This is a genomic window from Aromatoleum toluvorans (assembly GCF_012910905.1).
GTDB classification, from domain to species: Bacteria; Pseudomonadota; Gammaproteobacteria; order Burkholderiales; family Rhodocyclaceae; genus Aromatoleum; species Aromatoleum toluvorans.
Genome location: NZ_WTVN01000007.1, coordinates 133,360 through 147,730 on the forward strand (window position 1 = coordinate 133,360; position 14,371 = coordinate 147,730).

The window sequence follows — 14,371 nt, forward strand, 5'->3', positions numbered from 1 at the left end:
AACCGCTGAATTGTATCGTTTGCCGCGGCCCGAGGCAACGTGGGCGACGGACCGGTGCGACGAATCAGCGCAGGCCGAGGACGTCCTGCATGTCGAAAAGGCCGCTTTTCCGACCGGCCAGAAACCGCGCCGCGCGCACGGAACCCAGCGCATAAGGCATGCGGCTGCCGGACTTGTGCGTGATCTCGATGCGCTCGCCGATGCCGGCGAAGAGGACGGTATGGTCACCCACGACGTCGCCGCCACGGATCGTCGAAAATCCGATCGTTTCGGACTTGCGCTCGCCGGTCACCCCTTCGCGACCGTAAATCGCGCATTCCTCCAGATTCCGCCCGAGCTCACGCGCGACGACCTCGCCCATCCGCAGTGCCGTACCGGATGGCGCATCGACCTTGAAGCGATGGTGCGCCTCGATGACCTCCACGTCGTACCCTTCGTCGAGGATGCGGGCGGCCACTTCGAGCAGCTTGAACACGGCGTTCACGCCGACGGCCATGTTCGGTGCAAACACGACGGGGACGTCCTGTGCCGCCGCGGCGATGACGTCCTTCTCGGCAGCCGAGAATCCCGTCGTGCCGATCACCATCGCCTTGCCGAGCTCGCGGGCGATGCCGAGATGCACGAGCGTCCCTTCCGGGCGGGTGAAATCGATCACGCAGTCCGCCGACGCGATCGCCGCACGGGCGGCGTCGGTGATCACGACGCCGCAGGCGCTGCCGACCAGTTCGCCGGCATCGCGGCCGATGAAGGGGGTGCCTGCCCGATCGAAGGCGGCGGCAAGCACGACCTCGCTGTCGTTCAGCACAGCCTCGACCAGCATCCGCCCCATGCGGCCGGATGCACCTGCGATTGCAATACGTAAGGGATTCATTCAGTCAGGTCCTGTGAGCGCGGCTGGCACGCCTTCACTACTTGTTGGCTGCGGGCGGGATCTCGATCACGCGGGCGCGCTCGGTCTGCGAGGCCGCAGCGGCGGCCGGCGCATCACCCGACTGCACATCGCCGGAAACCCGATCGAGCTTGTCGCCGTCAAAGAACACACTGAGGACACGCTGCTGGGGGTCACCGCGCCCGGGGCGGAAGATATAGACGTAATCCCAACGGTCGGAGTGGAAGATGTCGGTCACGAGGGGCGTACCGAGGGCAAAGCGGACCTGCTCCCGCGTCATGCCCTTCTTGAGGCGCGCGACCATCTCCTGATCCACGTAATTGCCCTGGCGCACATCGACGCGATGGGGGTTCAAGTGATTGGTCAGGGAGGTGAAGGAACAACCGGCCATGAGGCCCGCGACGGCGACGACCGCCGGAAGAATCAATACACGCATGAAATGGAGATCTTGGTCGTTGGCGCCGAACGGCGTATCTTTTTCAGACAAACGCGAAAAAATATATCATAGGTAGCCAGCAGCCAAGTGGCCGTGCGAACTGCAAGCCAACAGAGCGACCATGTCAGAGAACTCGCAAAACCTAAAAAACATAGGCCTCAAAGCCACCTATCCACGCCTGAAGATCCTCGATCTTTTCCAGACGTCGGACTTGCGGCACCTGACTGCCGAGGATGTGTATCGACTGCTGATGGCGGAAGGCATGGACATCGGCCTTGCCACCGTCTATCGGGTCCTTACGCAGTTCGAGCAGGCAGGTCTGCTGGAGCGGCATTATTTCGAATCCGGCAAGGCAGTCTTCGAGCTGAAGGAAAGCGGGCATCACGATCACCTCGTCTGCGTGCAGTGCGGCAAGGTCGAGGAATTCTTCGACGAGGAAATCGAGCGGCGTCAGAACAAGATCGCCGCGGACCGCGGCTTTGCGGTCCACGAGCACGCGCTCTACCTCTACGTCGATTGCCTCAAGAAGAACTGCCCGAACCGCAAGCTCGATTGACTCGCTTCCCGGCTGCCGCCGGGCTTATGGGGCGGCGGTCACCCCGAGCATTTCGGCAGCGTGGCGACGGGTGGTGTCGGTGATGTTGACGCCGCCGAGCATGCGCGCAATCTCCTCGATCCGCCCGTCCATTTCCAGCGGCGTGACGGCGCTGACCACCTCGTTGTCGCGATTCGACTTGGCGATGTTCCACTGCCAGTCGGCGCACGCCGCAACCTGGGGAAGATGTGTGACGCACAGGACCTGCCGCTCCTGACCCAGCCGATGCAGCAACTTGCCGACGATCTCGGCAACGCCGCCGCCAATGCCGACATCGACCTCGTCGAAGATCAGCGTCGGGGTCGCCGAGTCGCGGCTGGTCATGACCTGGATGGCGAGACCGATCCGCGACAGTTCTCCACCCGAGGCAACCTTGGCCAGCGGACGCAAGGGTTGGCTGGGGTTGGCCGCGACGCGGAATTCGACCGTCTCGACGCCATGCGCTGACGGTGCGCAGGGTTCGAGCACAGCGGCGAACTGCCCCCCCGCCATCGCCAGGGTCTGCATCGCCTCGCTCACTTCGCGCGAGAGTCGGTCGGCTGCGGGACGACGCGCGGCGGACAGGCGTGCTGCAGCCTCGTCATAGGCTCGCCTGGCCTGCGCCTCCTGTTCGGCGAGATGGACGGGATCCGCACGCGCAACCATCTCCTCGAGTTTCCCGGTCCAGGTTTCGAGCAGCTCGGGAAGCCCCTCGGGATCGACGCGGTACTTGCGCGCCACATCGGTCACGGCGCCGATGCGCCGCTCGATCTCGGCAAGGCGCTGCGGGTCGAGGTCGAGCCGGTCGCGATAGCGGCGAAGCGCATGTAGCGCTTCATCCGCCTGGATGGCCGCGCCGGCGAGCAGTTCACGGACGTCGCCCAGCCCCGGGTCGATGTCGGCCATCGCGTCGACGCGGACGCCAATGTGCCGCAGCAAGTACGTCACCGCGCCATCGCCCTCGCCGAGCGTCGCCAGCGCCTCGTCCGCCCCCTCCATCAGGCCCGCCGCATGGGCGAGACGGGAGTGCTCGTGATTGATCTCGACCCATTCCTCCGGGGCGAACGCCAGGTCCCGCAATTCCCCGATCTGCCACGCAAGCAGCTCGCGTTCGCGCTCGGATGCGGCGGAGTCCTGCTCCGCGGCCCGCCGCAACTCCGCCAGCTGTTGCCATGCTCGAAACCGGACAGCGACGTCGCTGGCGAGGGCGGCCGCGCCGGCATGCGCGTCGATCAGCGCGCGCTGGGCGTCTCCTCTGAGCAAGGCATGGTGAGCATGCTGCCCGTGGATGTCCGCGAGCCAGTCGCCCGCCTCGCGCAGCTGCGCCTGCGTCACCGGCACGCCGTTGATCCAGGCACGGGATCGGCCGCCCGATTCGACGACGCGGCGCAGGATCACCATGCCGTCGTCGGCGGGCAGATCCTGCGCCGCGAGCCAGTCGGAGAGTCCCCCACCGGCTGGCAGCTCGAACTCGGCGGCGATATCAGCCTTGTCGCGTCCGATACGCACCGCGCCGGCATCGGCACGACCGCCGAGGGCGAGCCCGAGGGCATCCAGCAGGATCGACTTGCCGGCGCCGGTCTCGCCGGTCAGTGCACCGAACCCCGACTGGAATTCGAGTTCAAGTCGATCGACGATTACGAAGTCCCGAATGGTCAGGCGGCGGAGCATAGGCGTCGCAGATCGGAAAAAAGGGCGGCCGTCACGGCAGCCGCGGGGTGGCGCTCCAATGGAGCTTCTGGCGCAGCATCTCGAAGTAGCTGTACCCCTCGGGGTGCAGAAAACGCACCACCTTGGGCGAACGGGTGATGCGGAGAAGATCGCTCGCGTGGGCATCGAAACGGGTCTGGCCGTCGAAATGGATGCGCCCGTCGTGCGGGGAAAGCAGCTGGATTTCGATCCGGCACGTGTCCGGCAGCGTGATCGGCCTGGCCGTCAGGGCGTGCGGGCACAGCGGCACGAGCGCGATGCCGCCCACTGTCGGGTGCAGGATCGGGCCGTTCGCGGACAAGGCATAGGCCGTCGAGCCCGTCGGGGTCGTGACGATCATGCCGTCGGAGCGTTGCGTGTAGACGTATTCGCCGTCGATCGACAGGTCAAATTCGATCATGCGGCCGAGATCGCCCTTGTTGAGGACGATATCGTTGAAAGCCAGGGTGTGGAAGACCCGTTGCCCGGCGCGGATCACCTCGGCGTCGAGCATTGTGCGCACCTCCTCGGTGAAGCGACCTTCGAGGATCTCCGCAAGCTTTTCGAGCGCTTCCTTGCGCGGGATGTCGGTCAGGAAGCCCAGCCTTCCCTGATTGATGCCCACGAGCGGCACCGCGTGCTCGAACAGCCGGCGAGCCGTATTGAGCATCGTACCGTCCCCGCCGAGCACCACCGCCAGGTCGGCCTTTGCGCCGATCTCGTCGTAAGTGACCGTCGCATACTCACCGACGAGCCCGATGGAACTTGCCGTACCCTGCTCGATCCATACAGCGAGCCCCTTCTCGCGCAGGAAACCGGCAATCGACAGGACCGCGCCCGCAACATCGGGACTCTGATACTTGCCGATCAGGGCAATGGTATGAAAGCTGTGGCTCATGCCGCGGATTAAACCACAAATCATGCAGGACCTTGGCAGAGACGCCGGCAGTTCCATAGAATCGGGGAAATCACCCAAGACCATCATGAAACCGCTCGACCCCCGCTCGCAGATCCTGCTCAAGACCCTGATCGAACGTTACATCGTCGAGGGGCAGCCGGTGGGTTCACGCTCATTGTCGCGCTACTCGGGCCTCGAACTGTCTCCCGCGACGGTGCGCAACGTGATGAGCGACCTCGAAGAGATGGGATTCATCACGAGTCCGCACACGTCGGCCGGGCGCATTCCGACGGCACTCGGCTATCGCTTCTTCGTCGACTCGCTGCTGACGGTGCAGCCGCTGGAACAGGCGCAACTGCGCGAACTCAAGGGACATCTTCAGCCCGACCAGCCGCAGCGGCTGGTCAGTTCCGCTTCGCACCTCCTGTCCGAGCTGACGCAGTTTGCCGGAGTCGTCATCTCGCCGCGTCGCGACCTGATCAAGATCCGCCAGATCGAGTTCATCAGCCTGTCGGAAAACCGCATCCTGCTGATCATCGTCACGACGGCGGGCGACGTGCAGAACCGCATCATCCATACGCGGCGCTCGTACTCGCCGTCGGAACTCGTCGAAGCGGCGAACTACCTCACCGAGCACTGTGCAGGACTCGGCTTCGACGACATCCGCACGCGCGTCCGGGCCGAACTCAAGCAGCTGCGCAGCGACATGAGCGAGCTGATGAACGCGGCGGTGGAAACCGGCAGTGCCGCCGCCGAGGACGACAGCTCGCGCTACGTGCTGTCGGGCGAAACCAACCTGCTCGACATCGAGGATCTGTCGTCGAACATGGCACGGCTGCGCGAACTGTTCAAGCTGTTCGAGCAGAAGACCGGCTTGATTCAGCTCCTCGACCTGTCCAATCGCGCCCAGGGGGTGCAGATCTTCATCGGCGACGAATCGGGGCTGGCCCAGCTCGACGGCTGCAGCGTCGTGACCGCCGGTTACGAGGTCAACGGACGCATCGTCGGCTCGGTCGGCGTCATCGGACCGACGCGCATGGCTTATGATCGGGTAATTCCCATCGTCGACATCACGGCACGCCTGCTCTCGAACGCGCTCTCGAACGCGAATTGAACGGCGCGCCGCACTCACACAAGGATCAGCATGGCCCGCTACTGGCCCGAACCCGCCTGGACGCACGGCACGCCCGCACGCACGGGCGTGTTGCTCGTGAATCTCGGATCGCCTGACGCGCCCACCGCTGCCGCGGTCCGCCCCTATCTCAGGCAGTTCCTGTCGGATCCGCGGGTCGTCGAGATCCCGGCGCCCGTATGGTGGCCGATCCTGAACGGCATCATCCTGAACACCCGCCCCGCGAAATCGGCCGCAAAATACGCAACGATCTGGATGGACGAGGGTTCGCCGCTGACGGTGCATACCAAACGCCAGACCAAACTCCTTGCCGGCTACCTCGGCCATCGTGGACTAGCGGACCTGCGCGTCGACTGGGCGATGCGCTACGGGGCCCCGTCCGTGCCGGACGTGCTCAAGCGCATGAAGGCCGACGGCTGCACCCGCATCCTGATCGTACCGATGTACCCGCAGTATGCCGCCAGCACGACGGCGAGCGTGCTCGACGAGGTCGCAACCTGTCTTGCCCGCTGGCGCAACCAGCCCGAGATCCGCTACGTGCGCAACTTTCACGACCATCCGGGCTATATCGCCGCACTGGCCCAGAGCGTGCGTGACCACTGGATGAAGAATGGCGAGGGCGACAAGCTCATCATGAGCTTCCACGGCGTGCCGCGGCGATCGCTCGACCTCGGCGATCCCTACCACTGCGAATGCCACGCCACCGCCCGGCTCCTGGCTGCCGAGCTCGACCTGCCGGAGGACCGCTGGCAACTCACCTTCCAGTCGCGCTTCGGCAAGGCGGAATGGCTCAAGCCCTACACGCAGCCGACGCTCGAAGCCCTCGCGCGGCAGGGGACAAAGCGGGTGGACGTGCTGTGCCCCGGCTTCCCGGCAGACTGCCTCGAAACCCTCGAGGAGATCGCGCTGGAGTGCCGGCATGCGTTCCTTTCGTGCGGCGGCAAGGAGTTCCATTACATCCCGTGCCTCAATGAGCGCAACGACTGGATCAACGCGCTCAGCGGCATCGTGCGCGACCACCTGGGCAACTGGCTCTCACGCCCCGCTGCCGCACCACAGGACCTCGCCGCGAGTGTCCAGCGCGCACGCAAGGCCGGAGCGACCTGCTGATGGATCCGCGACTCAAACTTGCACTGCGCTGGCTGCTGAACGCGGTCGCGCTGATGCTCCTGCCCGAGCTCATCAGCGGCCTGCGGGTGGAGGGTTACGCGTCCGCACTGGTCACGGCGCTGCTGCTCGGCCTGATCAACGCCCTGATCCGGCCGCTGCTGATCCTCATCACGCTCCCGATCACGATCCTCTCGCTCGGGCTCTTCACGCTGGTGATCAATGCGTTCCTGTTCTGGGGTGTGGCGGGACTCGTCAGCGGCGTACATGTGACCGACTTCTGGGCGGCCTTCTGGAGCGCCCTGCTCTACAGCGTGCTCACCTCGCTCGTGAACATTGCCCTCGCGGACAGGCCGGATGCCCGGATCGGTGTGCGGTTTCGCCATCATCGCGACTGACTGACGTCGCCCGCGCGCGAGGGCACCAATCAGGGCCGGAGCGCGAGACGGCAGCCGGCCCCGCTTCTTCAGTCCTCGACCAATTGCAGATCGAGCCCGGTAGCGGTGAACTTGCCAGCCATCGCCGGCTCCCCGTTCGCGGCGAGCTCACGCAGGGCTTCGCCGAGGCGCCCGGCGGCAGTCGTTGCCAGCATCGTGCGGAAACGCTCGCGCAGTTCGTCCGTCGCAAGCGCCAGGGCCGACGGGTTCACTTCCAGATAAGTGGTCGCCTGTTTCGAGGTCACGGTCGTCATGTGACGGTGGCGAATGCTGTCCAGCCAGGCCAGCTCGCCGAAAACCTCGCCGACGCCCAGATCGCTCACGCGGCGCCCCTCGATGGACACCTCCACCTCGCCCTCGACGACAATCCCGAACCGCTGGTCCGCGTCGCCCTCGCGAATGAGGGCGGTTCCGCTCTCGACGACCCGCCAGGCCGAAATTCGCAGCACCTCCCACAATTCGACATCGTCGAACTCGGTGAAGAACGACAGCTTGCGCAGGCACGAGAAGCGGCTGGTGTCCGGCGGCACGTACGTGTCGTCGACAAGCTGGTAGCGCACCGCAGACAGGTCCTTGGCGAACTCCGCCCCGTTCTTGTAGCGCGAGTACAGATCCTTTTCGAGCGCCTTGCGGATGACCGCATCCATCGGCTCCGGCAGTTCCGGGTTCAGCTGCGACACGCGCGGCGGGTCGGCATTGATGATCTTGTAGATCAGCTGGGCCGGGCTGCTCGCGCGGAAAGGCAGGCGCCCGGTAAGGAGGTTGAACAGCACCACCCCGAGGGAGTACAGGTCCGTCTTCTGATTGAGCGGATAGCCCTTGATCTGCTCGGGGCTCATGTAGGCCGGCGAGCCGACCCCCATGATGAAGGTCGAATCGGACTCGACCTTCTTGCTGATGTTCAGCGCCAGGCCGAAATCGGTGATCTTGACGTTGTCCTGATCATCGATGAGGATGTTCGCAGGCTTGATGTCGCGATGAACGATGCCCTGCCGGTAGGCGTAGTCGAGCGCCATGCAGCACTTGAACACGATCCCGATCGCCCGATGGACCGGCAGCAGATGCTCGAACCTGCAATAGCGCTCCAGCGACTCGCCGGGGAAATACTCCATGACGACGTAGGCCTGCTCCGGCTCGATCACGACGTCGTGCACGTGGATGATGTGCGGGTGATCCAGGCGCGTGGAGACGGCCTTCTCGGCCTTGAGCAGCTTCAGGAGGCGCCGGTTCCACTTCGACTCGTCCTTCGACTTGTCGTCGAAGCGGATCAGCTTGACCGCGACCGGGACAGGCCAGTCCGCAGACTCCGCCATGTAGACGACAGCCGTCGCACCGCGCCCCACCTCCCGCACGATGCGATACTTCCCGATTGTCTGCGGCATCTCGCTCATGTGTGATCCGGACCTTGCATCCCGCACGGTCGTCGAGCGCCGTGCGAAGTTTCAATCGTGACACACGCGGGCGCGCATGAGCAACCCGGCGTTTTTTTGTAACCAGCCACTTGAAACGGACGAGGCCGCCCCCATCTCCCGACCCGTCAAACGAACACCTGGAGCTCCACCCCATGCAGGAAAACAAGCCCTCCGCCGAGACCCCCGACGAACTGCTGCAGGCCCCCGCCGAAGAATCCGGCCAGGCTCCCCAAGGCGAAGTCGCCGCCGAGCCCGCGGGCGACGTCATGCCGAGCCTGGAGGAATCCCTGCGCCAGGCCGAACTGAAGGCTGCCGAACATCACGACGCCTGGCTGCGTGCACGAGCCGAGGCCGAGAACATCCGCCGGCGTGCTCAGGAAGACATCGCCAAGGCGTCCAAGTTCGCGTCGGAGAAGTTCGCGAACGCGATGCTGCCGGTCAAGGACAGCCTGGAGGCCGCGCTCGCCACCGAAAATCAGACCATCGAAAGCCTGCGCGAAGGCGTCGAGCTGACCCTCAAGCAACTCGCCGGGGCCTTCCAGAGCGCCGGCGTGGCCGAGGAGAACCCGATCGGGACGAAGTTCGATCCCAACCGCCATCAGGCGATCGCGATGGTCGAGGCCGACAGCGAGGCCAATACCGTCACTGCCGTGCTGCAGAAGGGATACCTGCTGCACGAGCGCGTGCTGCGTCCGGCGATGGTCATGGTCTCCAAGGGCAAGGGCGCGTGAGCCTCGCCGGCCACTTGAAATCCGCGACGGCGACCCTACCTATCTAACAACGCAATCCGGCAAGCCGGGGCACCTCGAGCGGAGCTCCCTCGGCTGCACACTCAAACGAAAAGGAACTGAAATGGGCAAGATCATCGGCATCGACCTGGGCACCACCAACAGCTGCGTTTCCGTGATGGAAGGCGGCAAGCCCAAGGTCATCGAGAACTCGGAAGGCGCACGCACCACGCCGTCCGTCGTCGCGTACGCCGAAGACGGCGAGATCCTGACCGGCGCCCCTGCCAAGCGCCAGGCCGTCACCAACGCCAGGAACACCCTGTTCGCGGTCAAGCGCCTGATCGGCCGCCGCTTCGAAGAAAAGGAAGTGCAAAAGGACATCGACCTGATGCCCTTCACGATCGCGAAGGCCGACAACGGTGACGCCTGGGTCGAAGTGCGCGGCAAGAAGATCGCCCCGCCGCAGGTCTCGGCCGAAGTGCTGCGCAAGATGAAGAAGACCGCCGAAGACTACCTCGGCGAGGAAGTCACCGAAGCGGTCATCACCGTACCGGCCTACTTCAACGACAGCCAGCGCCAGGCGACCAAGGACGCCGGCCGCATCGCCGGTCTCGAAGTCAAGCGCATCATCAACGAGCCGACCGCGGCCGCGCTCGCCTTCGGCATGGACAAGAAGCCGGGCGACTCCAAGATCGCCGTGTATGACCTCGGCGGCGGCACCTTCGACATCTCGATCATCGAGATCGCGGACATCGACGGCGAGCACCAGTTCGAAGTGCTCGCAACCAACGGCGACACCTTCCTCGGCGGCGAGGATTTCGACCAGCGCCTGATCGACTACATCGTCACCGAGTTCAAGAAGGAACAGGGCGTCGATCTCAAGAACGACGTGCTCGCGCTGCAGCGCCTCAAGGAAGCGGCCGAGAAAGCCAAGATCGAGCTGTCGTCGTCGCAGCAGACCGAAATCAACCTGCCCTACATCACTGCGGACGCCACCGGGCCGAAGCACCTGGCGATGAAGATCACCCGCGCCAAGTTCGAGTCGCTGGTCGACGACCTTGTCGAGCGCACCATCGAACCGTGCCGCATCGCGCTGAAGGACGCGGGCGTGAAGGTCTCCGAGATCGACGACGTGATCCTCGTCGGCGGCATGACGCGCATGCCCAAGGTGCAGGAGAAGGTCAAGGAGTTCTTCGGCAAGGATCCGCGCAAGGACGTGAACCCGGACGAAGCCGTCGCCGTGGGCGCCTCCATCCAGGGCGGCGTACTGCAGGGTGAAGTGAAGGACGTGCTGCTGCTCGACGTCACGCCGCTATCGCTCGGCATCGAGACCCTGGGCGGCGTGATGACCAAGCTGATCCAGAAGAACACCACGATCCCGACCAAGGCCTCGCAAGTGTTCTCGACCGCCGACGACAACCAGAGCGCCGTGACCATCCACGTCCTCCAGGGCGAGCGCGAGATGGCCGCCGGCAACAAGAGCCTCGGCCAGTTCAACCTGTCCGACATCCCGCCGGCGCCGCGCGGCATGCCGCAGATCGAGGTCACCTTCGACATCGACGCCAACGGCATCCTGCACGTGTCGGCCAAGGACAAGGCCACCGGCAAGGAGAACAAGATCAAGATCCAGGCCAACTCGGGCCTCTCGGACGACGAGATCCAGCGCATGGTGCAGGACGCCGCCGCCCACGCCGAAGAGGACAAGAAGGCCCACGAAATGGTCGACGCGCGCAACCAGTGCGACGCGCTGGTGCATTCGGTGAAGAAGTCGCTGACCGAATACGGCGACAAGATCGGCGCCGACGAGAAGGCCAAGATCGAAGCCGCGATCAAGGATGCCGAGGAGTCGCTGAAGAGCAACGACAAGGCCGCGATCGAAGCCAAGACCCAGGCCCTCGCCATGGCGAGCCAGAAACTGGGCGAGCAGATGTACGCGCAGACCCAAGGCGCCGAAGCCGGCGCAGCGGGTGCCGCAGGGGGGGCGTCGTCCGGCTCGAAGGCGGGCGATGCCGACGTGGTCGACGCCGAGTTCACCGAAGTCAAAGACAAGAAGTAATCGCTCGCCGGGCGGCGAGATGATGGCCGAGCCCACGCCGGAGGAGCATTTCCGGCCGGCTCGGCCTTTGCATGACCGGGAGGCCCGCGCGGCCTCCCCAGCCTGAGCGACACAATATGGCAACGAAACGGGACTACTACGACGTACTGGGCGTCAATCGCGACGCCTCGGACGACGAAATCAAGAAGGCCTACCGCAAGCTGGCCATGAAGCACCACCCGGACCGCAATCCGGACAACAAGGACGCCGAGGAGAAGTTCAAGGAGGCCAAGGAGGCCTACGAGATCCTTTCCGACTCGCAGAAGCGCGGCGCATACGACCGCTATGGCCACGCCGGCGTTGATCCGTCGGCCGGGGCGGGGGCCGGCGCCCAGGGCTTCGACGGCTTTGCCGACGCCTTTTCGGACATCTTCGGCGACATCTTCGGCGGCGGCGGAGGTCGCGGCCGCTCGAACGTCTATCGCGGCGCCGACCTTCGCTACAACCTTGAAATCTCGCTGGAGGAAGCCGCCCGCGGCGCGGAAAAGACGATCCGCATTCCGACCGTCGAAGAGTGCGACACCTGCCACGGCAGCGGCGCCAAGCCAGGCACCCAGCCCAAGCCCTGCCCCACCTGCGGCGGCGCCGGCCAGGTCCGCATCCAGCAGGGCTTCTTCTCGATCCAGCAAACCTGCCCCAAGTGCCACGGCACCGGCCGCATCATTCCCGACCCGTGCCGCGACTGCGGCGGCGCCGGACGCGTGAAACGGCAGAAGACCCTGGAGGTAAAGATCCCGGCAGGCATCGATGAAGGCATGCGCCTGCGCCACGCCGGCCACGGCGAGCCGGGCGTCAATGGCGGGCCGCCGGGCGACCTGTACGTCGAGATCCACATCCGCCAGCACTCCGTGTTCCAGCGCGACCACGACGACCTGCACTGCGAAATGCCGATCAGCTTCACGACGGCCGCGCTGGGCGGCGAGATCGAAATCCCGACGCTCGAGGGCATGGCACGCCTCAAGATTCCCGCCGAAACCCAGAGCGGGCGGGTCTTCCGCCTGCGTGGCAAGGGGATCCGCAACGTCCGCTCGCAGGCGCATGGCGATCTGATGTGCCACGTCGTCGTCGAGACGCCGGTGAACCTGACCGAGCGCCAGAAGGAACTGCTGCGGGAATTCGAGGAAGTGTCACGCGGCGACGCCGATCGCCACAACCCCAAGGCCAAGTCCTGGATGGACAAGGTCAAGGAGTTCTTCGGCGGCTGACCCCGCCAGGACCGGCCGCGCCAGACGGAAACGTTGGCGCGGCCGAATCGTTTGCTCCGCCCGGCACCCGCACTGCTGCGGAGCGCCGGCACGGTCAGGCGCTTACGCGCGCCGCCACAGCGTCCCCTGCGGCGTATCCTCGAGCGCGATCCCCCGTGCCAGCAGGTCGGCACGGATCCGGTCCGCTTCGGCGAAATTTCTCGCCTTCTTGGCCTGGGCGCGCAGTTCGATCTGCGCCTCGATCTCGCCCGCCTCGTCACCCGCGGCCTCCGACGTGCCGCCCTGGAGGAAGGCAAGCGGGTCGCGGCCAAGCAGGCCCAGCACCCCGCCCAGCCCCTTCAGCTGCGCCGCCATGGCGGCCGAGCCGCTGCGATTGGCCTCGTTCGCAAGATCGAAGAGCACGGCGACCGCCTCGGCAGTATTGAAATCGTCGTCCATCGCCTCGCGGAAGCGGCGTGCATGGATCTCGTCCCAGTCGACCGGGGCATCCGCCGGCGTGACGTTGCGCAACGCCGTATACAACCGGGTCAGCGACTGGCGCGCATCCTCGAGATGGGCGTCGGAATAGTTGAGCGGACTGCGGTAGTGCGCCCGCAGGATGAAGAAGCGCACCACCTCGGCGTCATACTTCTTCAGCACGTCACGGATCGTGAAGAAGTTGCCGAGCGACTTCGACATTTTCTCGTCATCGACGCGGACGAAGCCATTGTGCATCCAGTAGTTCACGAACGTGTGGTCGTGCGCGCCCTCTGACTGTGCGATCTCGTTCTCGTGGTGCGGAAACTGCAGATCCTGTCCGCCCCCATGGATGTCGAAATGCTCGCCCAGCAGGTCGGAACTCATCGCCGAGCACTCGATATGCCAGCCCGGTCGCCCTGCCCCCCACGGGGAGGCCCATTTGACCTCTTCCGGCTCCTCCGAGCGGGCGTGCTTCCACAGCACGAAATCGAGCGGATCGTGCTTTTCGCCGGCGATCTCCACGCGCTCGCCGGCGCGCAGCTCGTCGATCGACTTGCCCGACAGCTTGCCGTAGCCATCGAACTTGCGCACCGAGTAGCACACGTCCCTGTTCTGCGCGACGTAAGCCAGCCCCTTGGTGTGCAGTCGCTCGATCAGGGACTGCATCTGCCCCACGTATTCCGTCGCGCGCGGCTCGTGGTCGGGCCGCATGATACCGAGTGCGTCCGCGTCCTCGTGCATCGCGGCGATGAAGCGGTCGGTCAGCGAGCGGATCGACTCGCCGTTCTCGCCGGCGCGACGAATGATCTTGTCATCAATGTCAGTAATGTTTCTGACATAAGTAAGCTCGAATCCGCTCGCCCTCAGCCAGCGCGCCACCATGTCGAACACGACCATTACACGAGCATGACCCAGGTGGCAGAAATCGTACACCGTCATGCCACACACATACATCCGGACTTTTCCCGGCTCGATCGGAACGAAGGATTCTTTCTTTCGCGTCAGTGTGTTGTAAATCTGAAGCATGGCATCTTCCGCGTGGCGGCACCGGAAACCGCATGCGAGGAAACCACTTTCCGGGCGCAGAAAACCTCGCGCCGGAAACAGTCGGAAACCACCGCTGCGTTCGCATCGAGGTCCGCGCCCCGTCGTGATACGACCCCGGTTATTTGATAGAATGATATGTTAAATCCGCGTGGATCAACGGAAACCGAGCGATTCTAGCACAATGAAGATGCGTCCCAATTTCGCCCTGGCCGTGGTGGCCATTGCCCTCGGCCTGGGTGTTGCTCCGCTGCTGCATGCCGCCG

At 64.9% G+C, this 14,371-nt stretch carries 13 protein-coding genes; 7 read left to right on the forward strand and 6 right to left on the reverse strand.

Annotation, left to right across the window (positions count from 1 at the left end):
* Positions 1-64 precede the first annotated feature (64 nt).
* Entirely contained in the window at positions 65-871 is an 807-nt protein-coding gene (gene dapB / locus GPA22_RS06995) for a 4-hydroxy-tetrahydrodipicolinate reductase (RefSeq protein ID WP_169255378.1), read from the reverse strand.
* A gap of 37 nt (positions 872-908) precedes the next feature.
* A complete protein-coding gene (locus tag GPA22_RS07000) occupies positions 909-1,325 on the reverse strand; it encodes an outer membrane protein assembly factor BamE (protein ID WP_169255379.1) in 417 nt (138 codons plus the stop codon).
* Between the two features lie 121 nt (positions 1,326-1,446).
* On the opposite strand from GPA22_RS07000, the gene fur reads away from it, so the two are divergent.
* The gene (gene fur / locus GPA22_RS07005; RefSeq protein WP_121429619.1) at positions 1,447-1,881 is read left to right on the forward strand and encodes a ferric iron uptake transcriptional regulator; all 435 of its coding nucleotides are present in this window, start codon (positions 1,447-1,449) and stop codon (positions 1,879-1,881) included.
* A gap of 24 nt (positions 1,882-1,905) precedes the next feature.
* Here fur and recN read toward each other — a convergent pair whose 3' ends face one another.
* Both recN and GPA22_RS07015 read right to left on the reverse strand, forming a co-directional pair.
* Positions 1,906-3,570 (reverse strand): DNA repair protein RecN, encoded by a 1,665-nt coding sequence (gene recN, locus GPA22_RS07010; protein WP_169255380.1) that lies wholly within the window; start codon positions 3,568-3,570, stop codon positions 1,906-1,908.
* A gap of 31 nt (positions 3,571-3,601) precedes the next feature.
* The gene (locus GPA22_RS07015) at positions 3,602-4,486 is read right to left on the reverse strand and encodes an NAD kinase (RefSeq protein WP_169255397.1); all 885 of its coding nucleotides are present in this window, start codon (positions 4,484-4,486) and stop codon (positions 3,602-3,604) included.
* Positions 4,487-4,571: 85 nt separating this feature from the next.
* Here GPA22_RS07015 and hrcA point away from each other — a divergent pair, with 85 nt between their 5' ends.
* From hrcA to GPA22_RS07030, 3 genes are read left to right on the forward strand one after another with little or no spacing between them, the layout of a single operon-like run.
* On the forward strand, positions 4,572-5,600 hold the full coding sequence (hrcA, locus tag GPA22_RS07020) for a heat-inducible transcriptional repressor HrcA (protein ID WP_169255381.1): 1,029 nt from the start codon (positions 4,572-4,574) through the stop codon (positions 5,598-5,600).
* Positions 5,601-5,630: 30 nt separating this feature from the next.
* Positions 5,631-6,728 carry a ferrochelatase gene (gene hemH / locus GPA22_RS07025; RefSeq protein ID WP_169255382.1) on the forward strand — a complete coding sequence of 366 codons (1,098 nt, stop codon included), beginning with the start codon at positions 5,631-5,633 and terminating at the stop codon, positions 6,726-6,728.
* A complete protein-coding gene (locus GPA22_RS07030) occupies positions 6,728-7,123 on the forward strand; it encodes a phage holin family protein (protein ID WP_169255383.1) in 396 nt (131 codons plus the stop codon). The genes hemH and GPA22_RS07030 overlap by 1 nt, the downstream gene beginning before the upstream one ends.
* Positions 7,124-7,191: 68 nt before the next feature.
* On the opposite strand, the gene GPA22_RS07035 is transcribed toward GPA22_RS07030, so the two are convergent.
* Positions 7,192-8,553 (reverse strand): serine/threonine-protein kinase, encoded by a 1,362-nt coding sequence (locus GPA22_RS07035; protein WP_169255384.1) that lies wholly within the window; start codon positions 8,551-8,553, stop codon positions 7,192-7,194.
* Positions 8,554-8,726: 173 nt separating this feature from the next.
* Here GPA22_RS07035 and grpE point away from each other — a divergent pair, with 173 nt between their 5' ends.
* The 3 genes from grpE (at position 8,727) to dnaJ (ending at position 12,602) form a co-directional block, all read left to right on the forward strand.
* Positions 8,727-9,305: a nucleotide exchange factor GrpE gene (gene grpE, locus GPA22_RS07040; RefSeq protein ID WP_169255385.1), complete on the forward strand. Its 579-nt coding sequence runs from the start codon at positions 8,727-8,729 to the stop codon at positions 9,303-9,305.
* Positions 9,306-9,426: 121 nt separating this feature from the next.
* Positions 9,427-11,358, forward strand: a complete 1,932-nt coding sequence (gene dnaK / locus GPA22_RS07045) for a molecular chaperone DnaK (protein ID WP_169255386.1) — start codon at positions 9,427-9,429, stop codon at positions 11,356-11,358.
* Between the two features lie 116 nt (positions 11,359-11,474).
* On the forward strand, positions 11,475-12,602 hold the full coding sequence (gene dnaJ, locus GPA22_RS07050; RefSeq protein ID WP_169255387.1) for a molecular chaperone DnaJ: 1,128 nt from the start codon (positions 11,475-11,477) through the stop codon (positions 12,600-12,602).
* A 102-nt stretch (positions 12,603-12,704) separates the two neighbouring features.
* Here the strand turns inward: dnaJ and cysS are convergent, their stop codons facing one another.
* On the reverse strand, positions 12,705-14,087 hold the full coding sequence (gene cysS, locus GPA22_RS07055) for a cysteine--tRNA ligase (RefSeq protein WP_169255388.1): 1,383 nt from the start codon (positions 14,085-14,087) through the stop codon (positions 12,705-12,707).
* Positions 14,088-14,371: the final 284 nt, after the last annotated feature.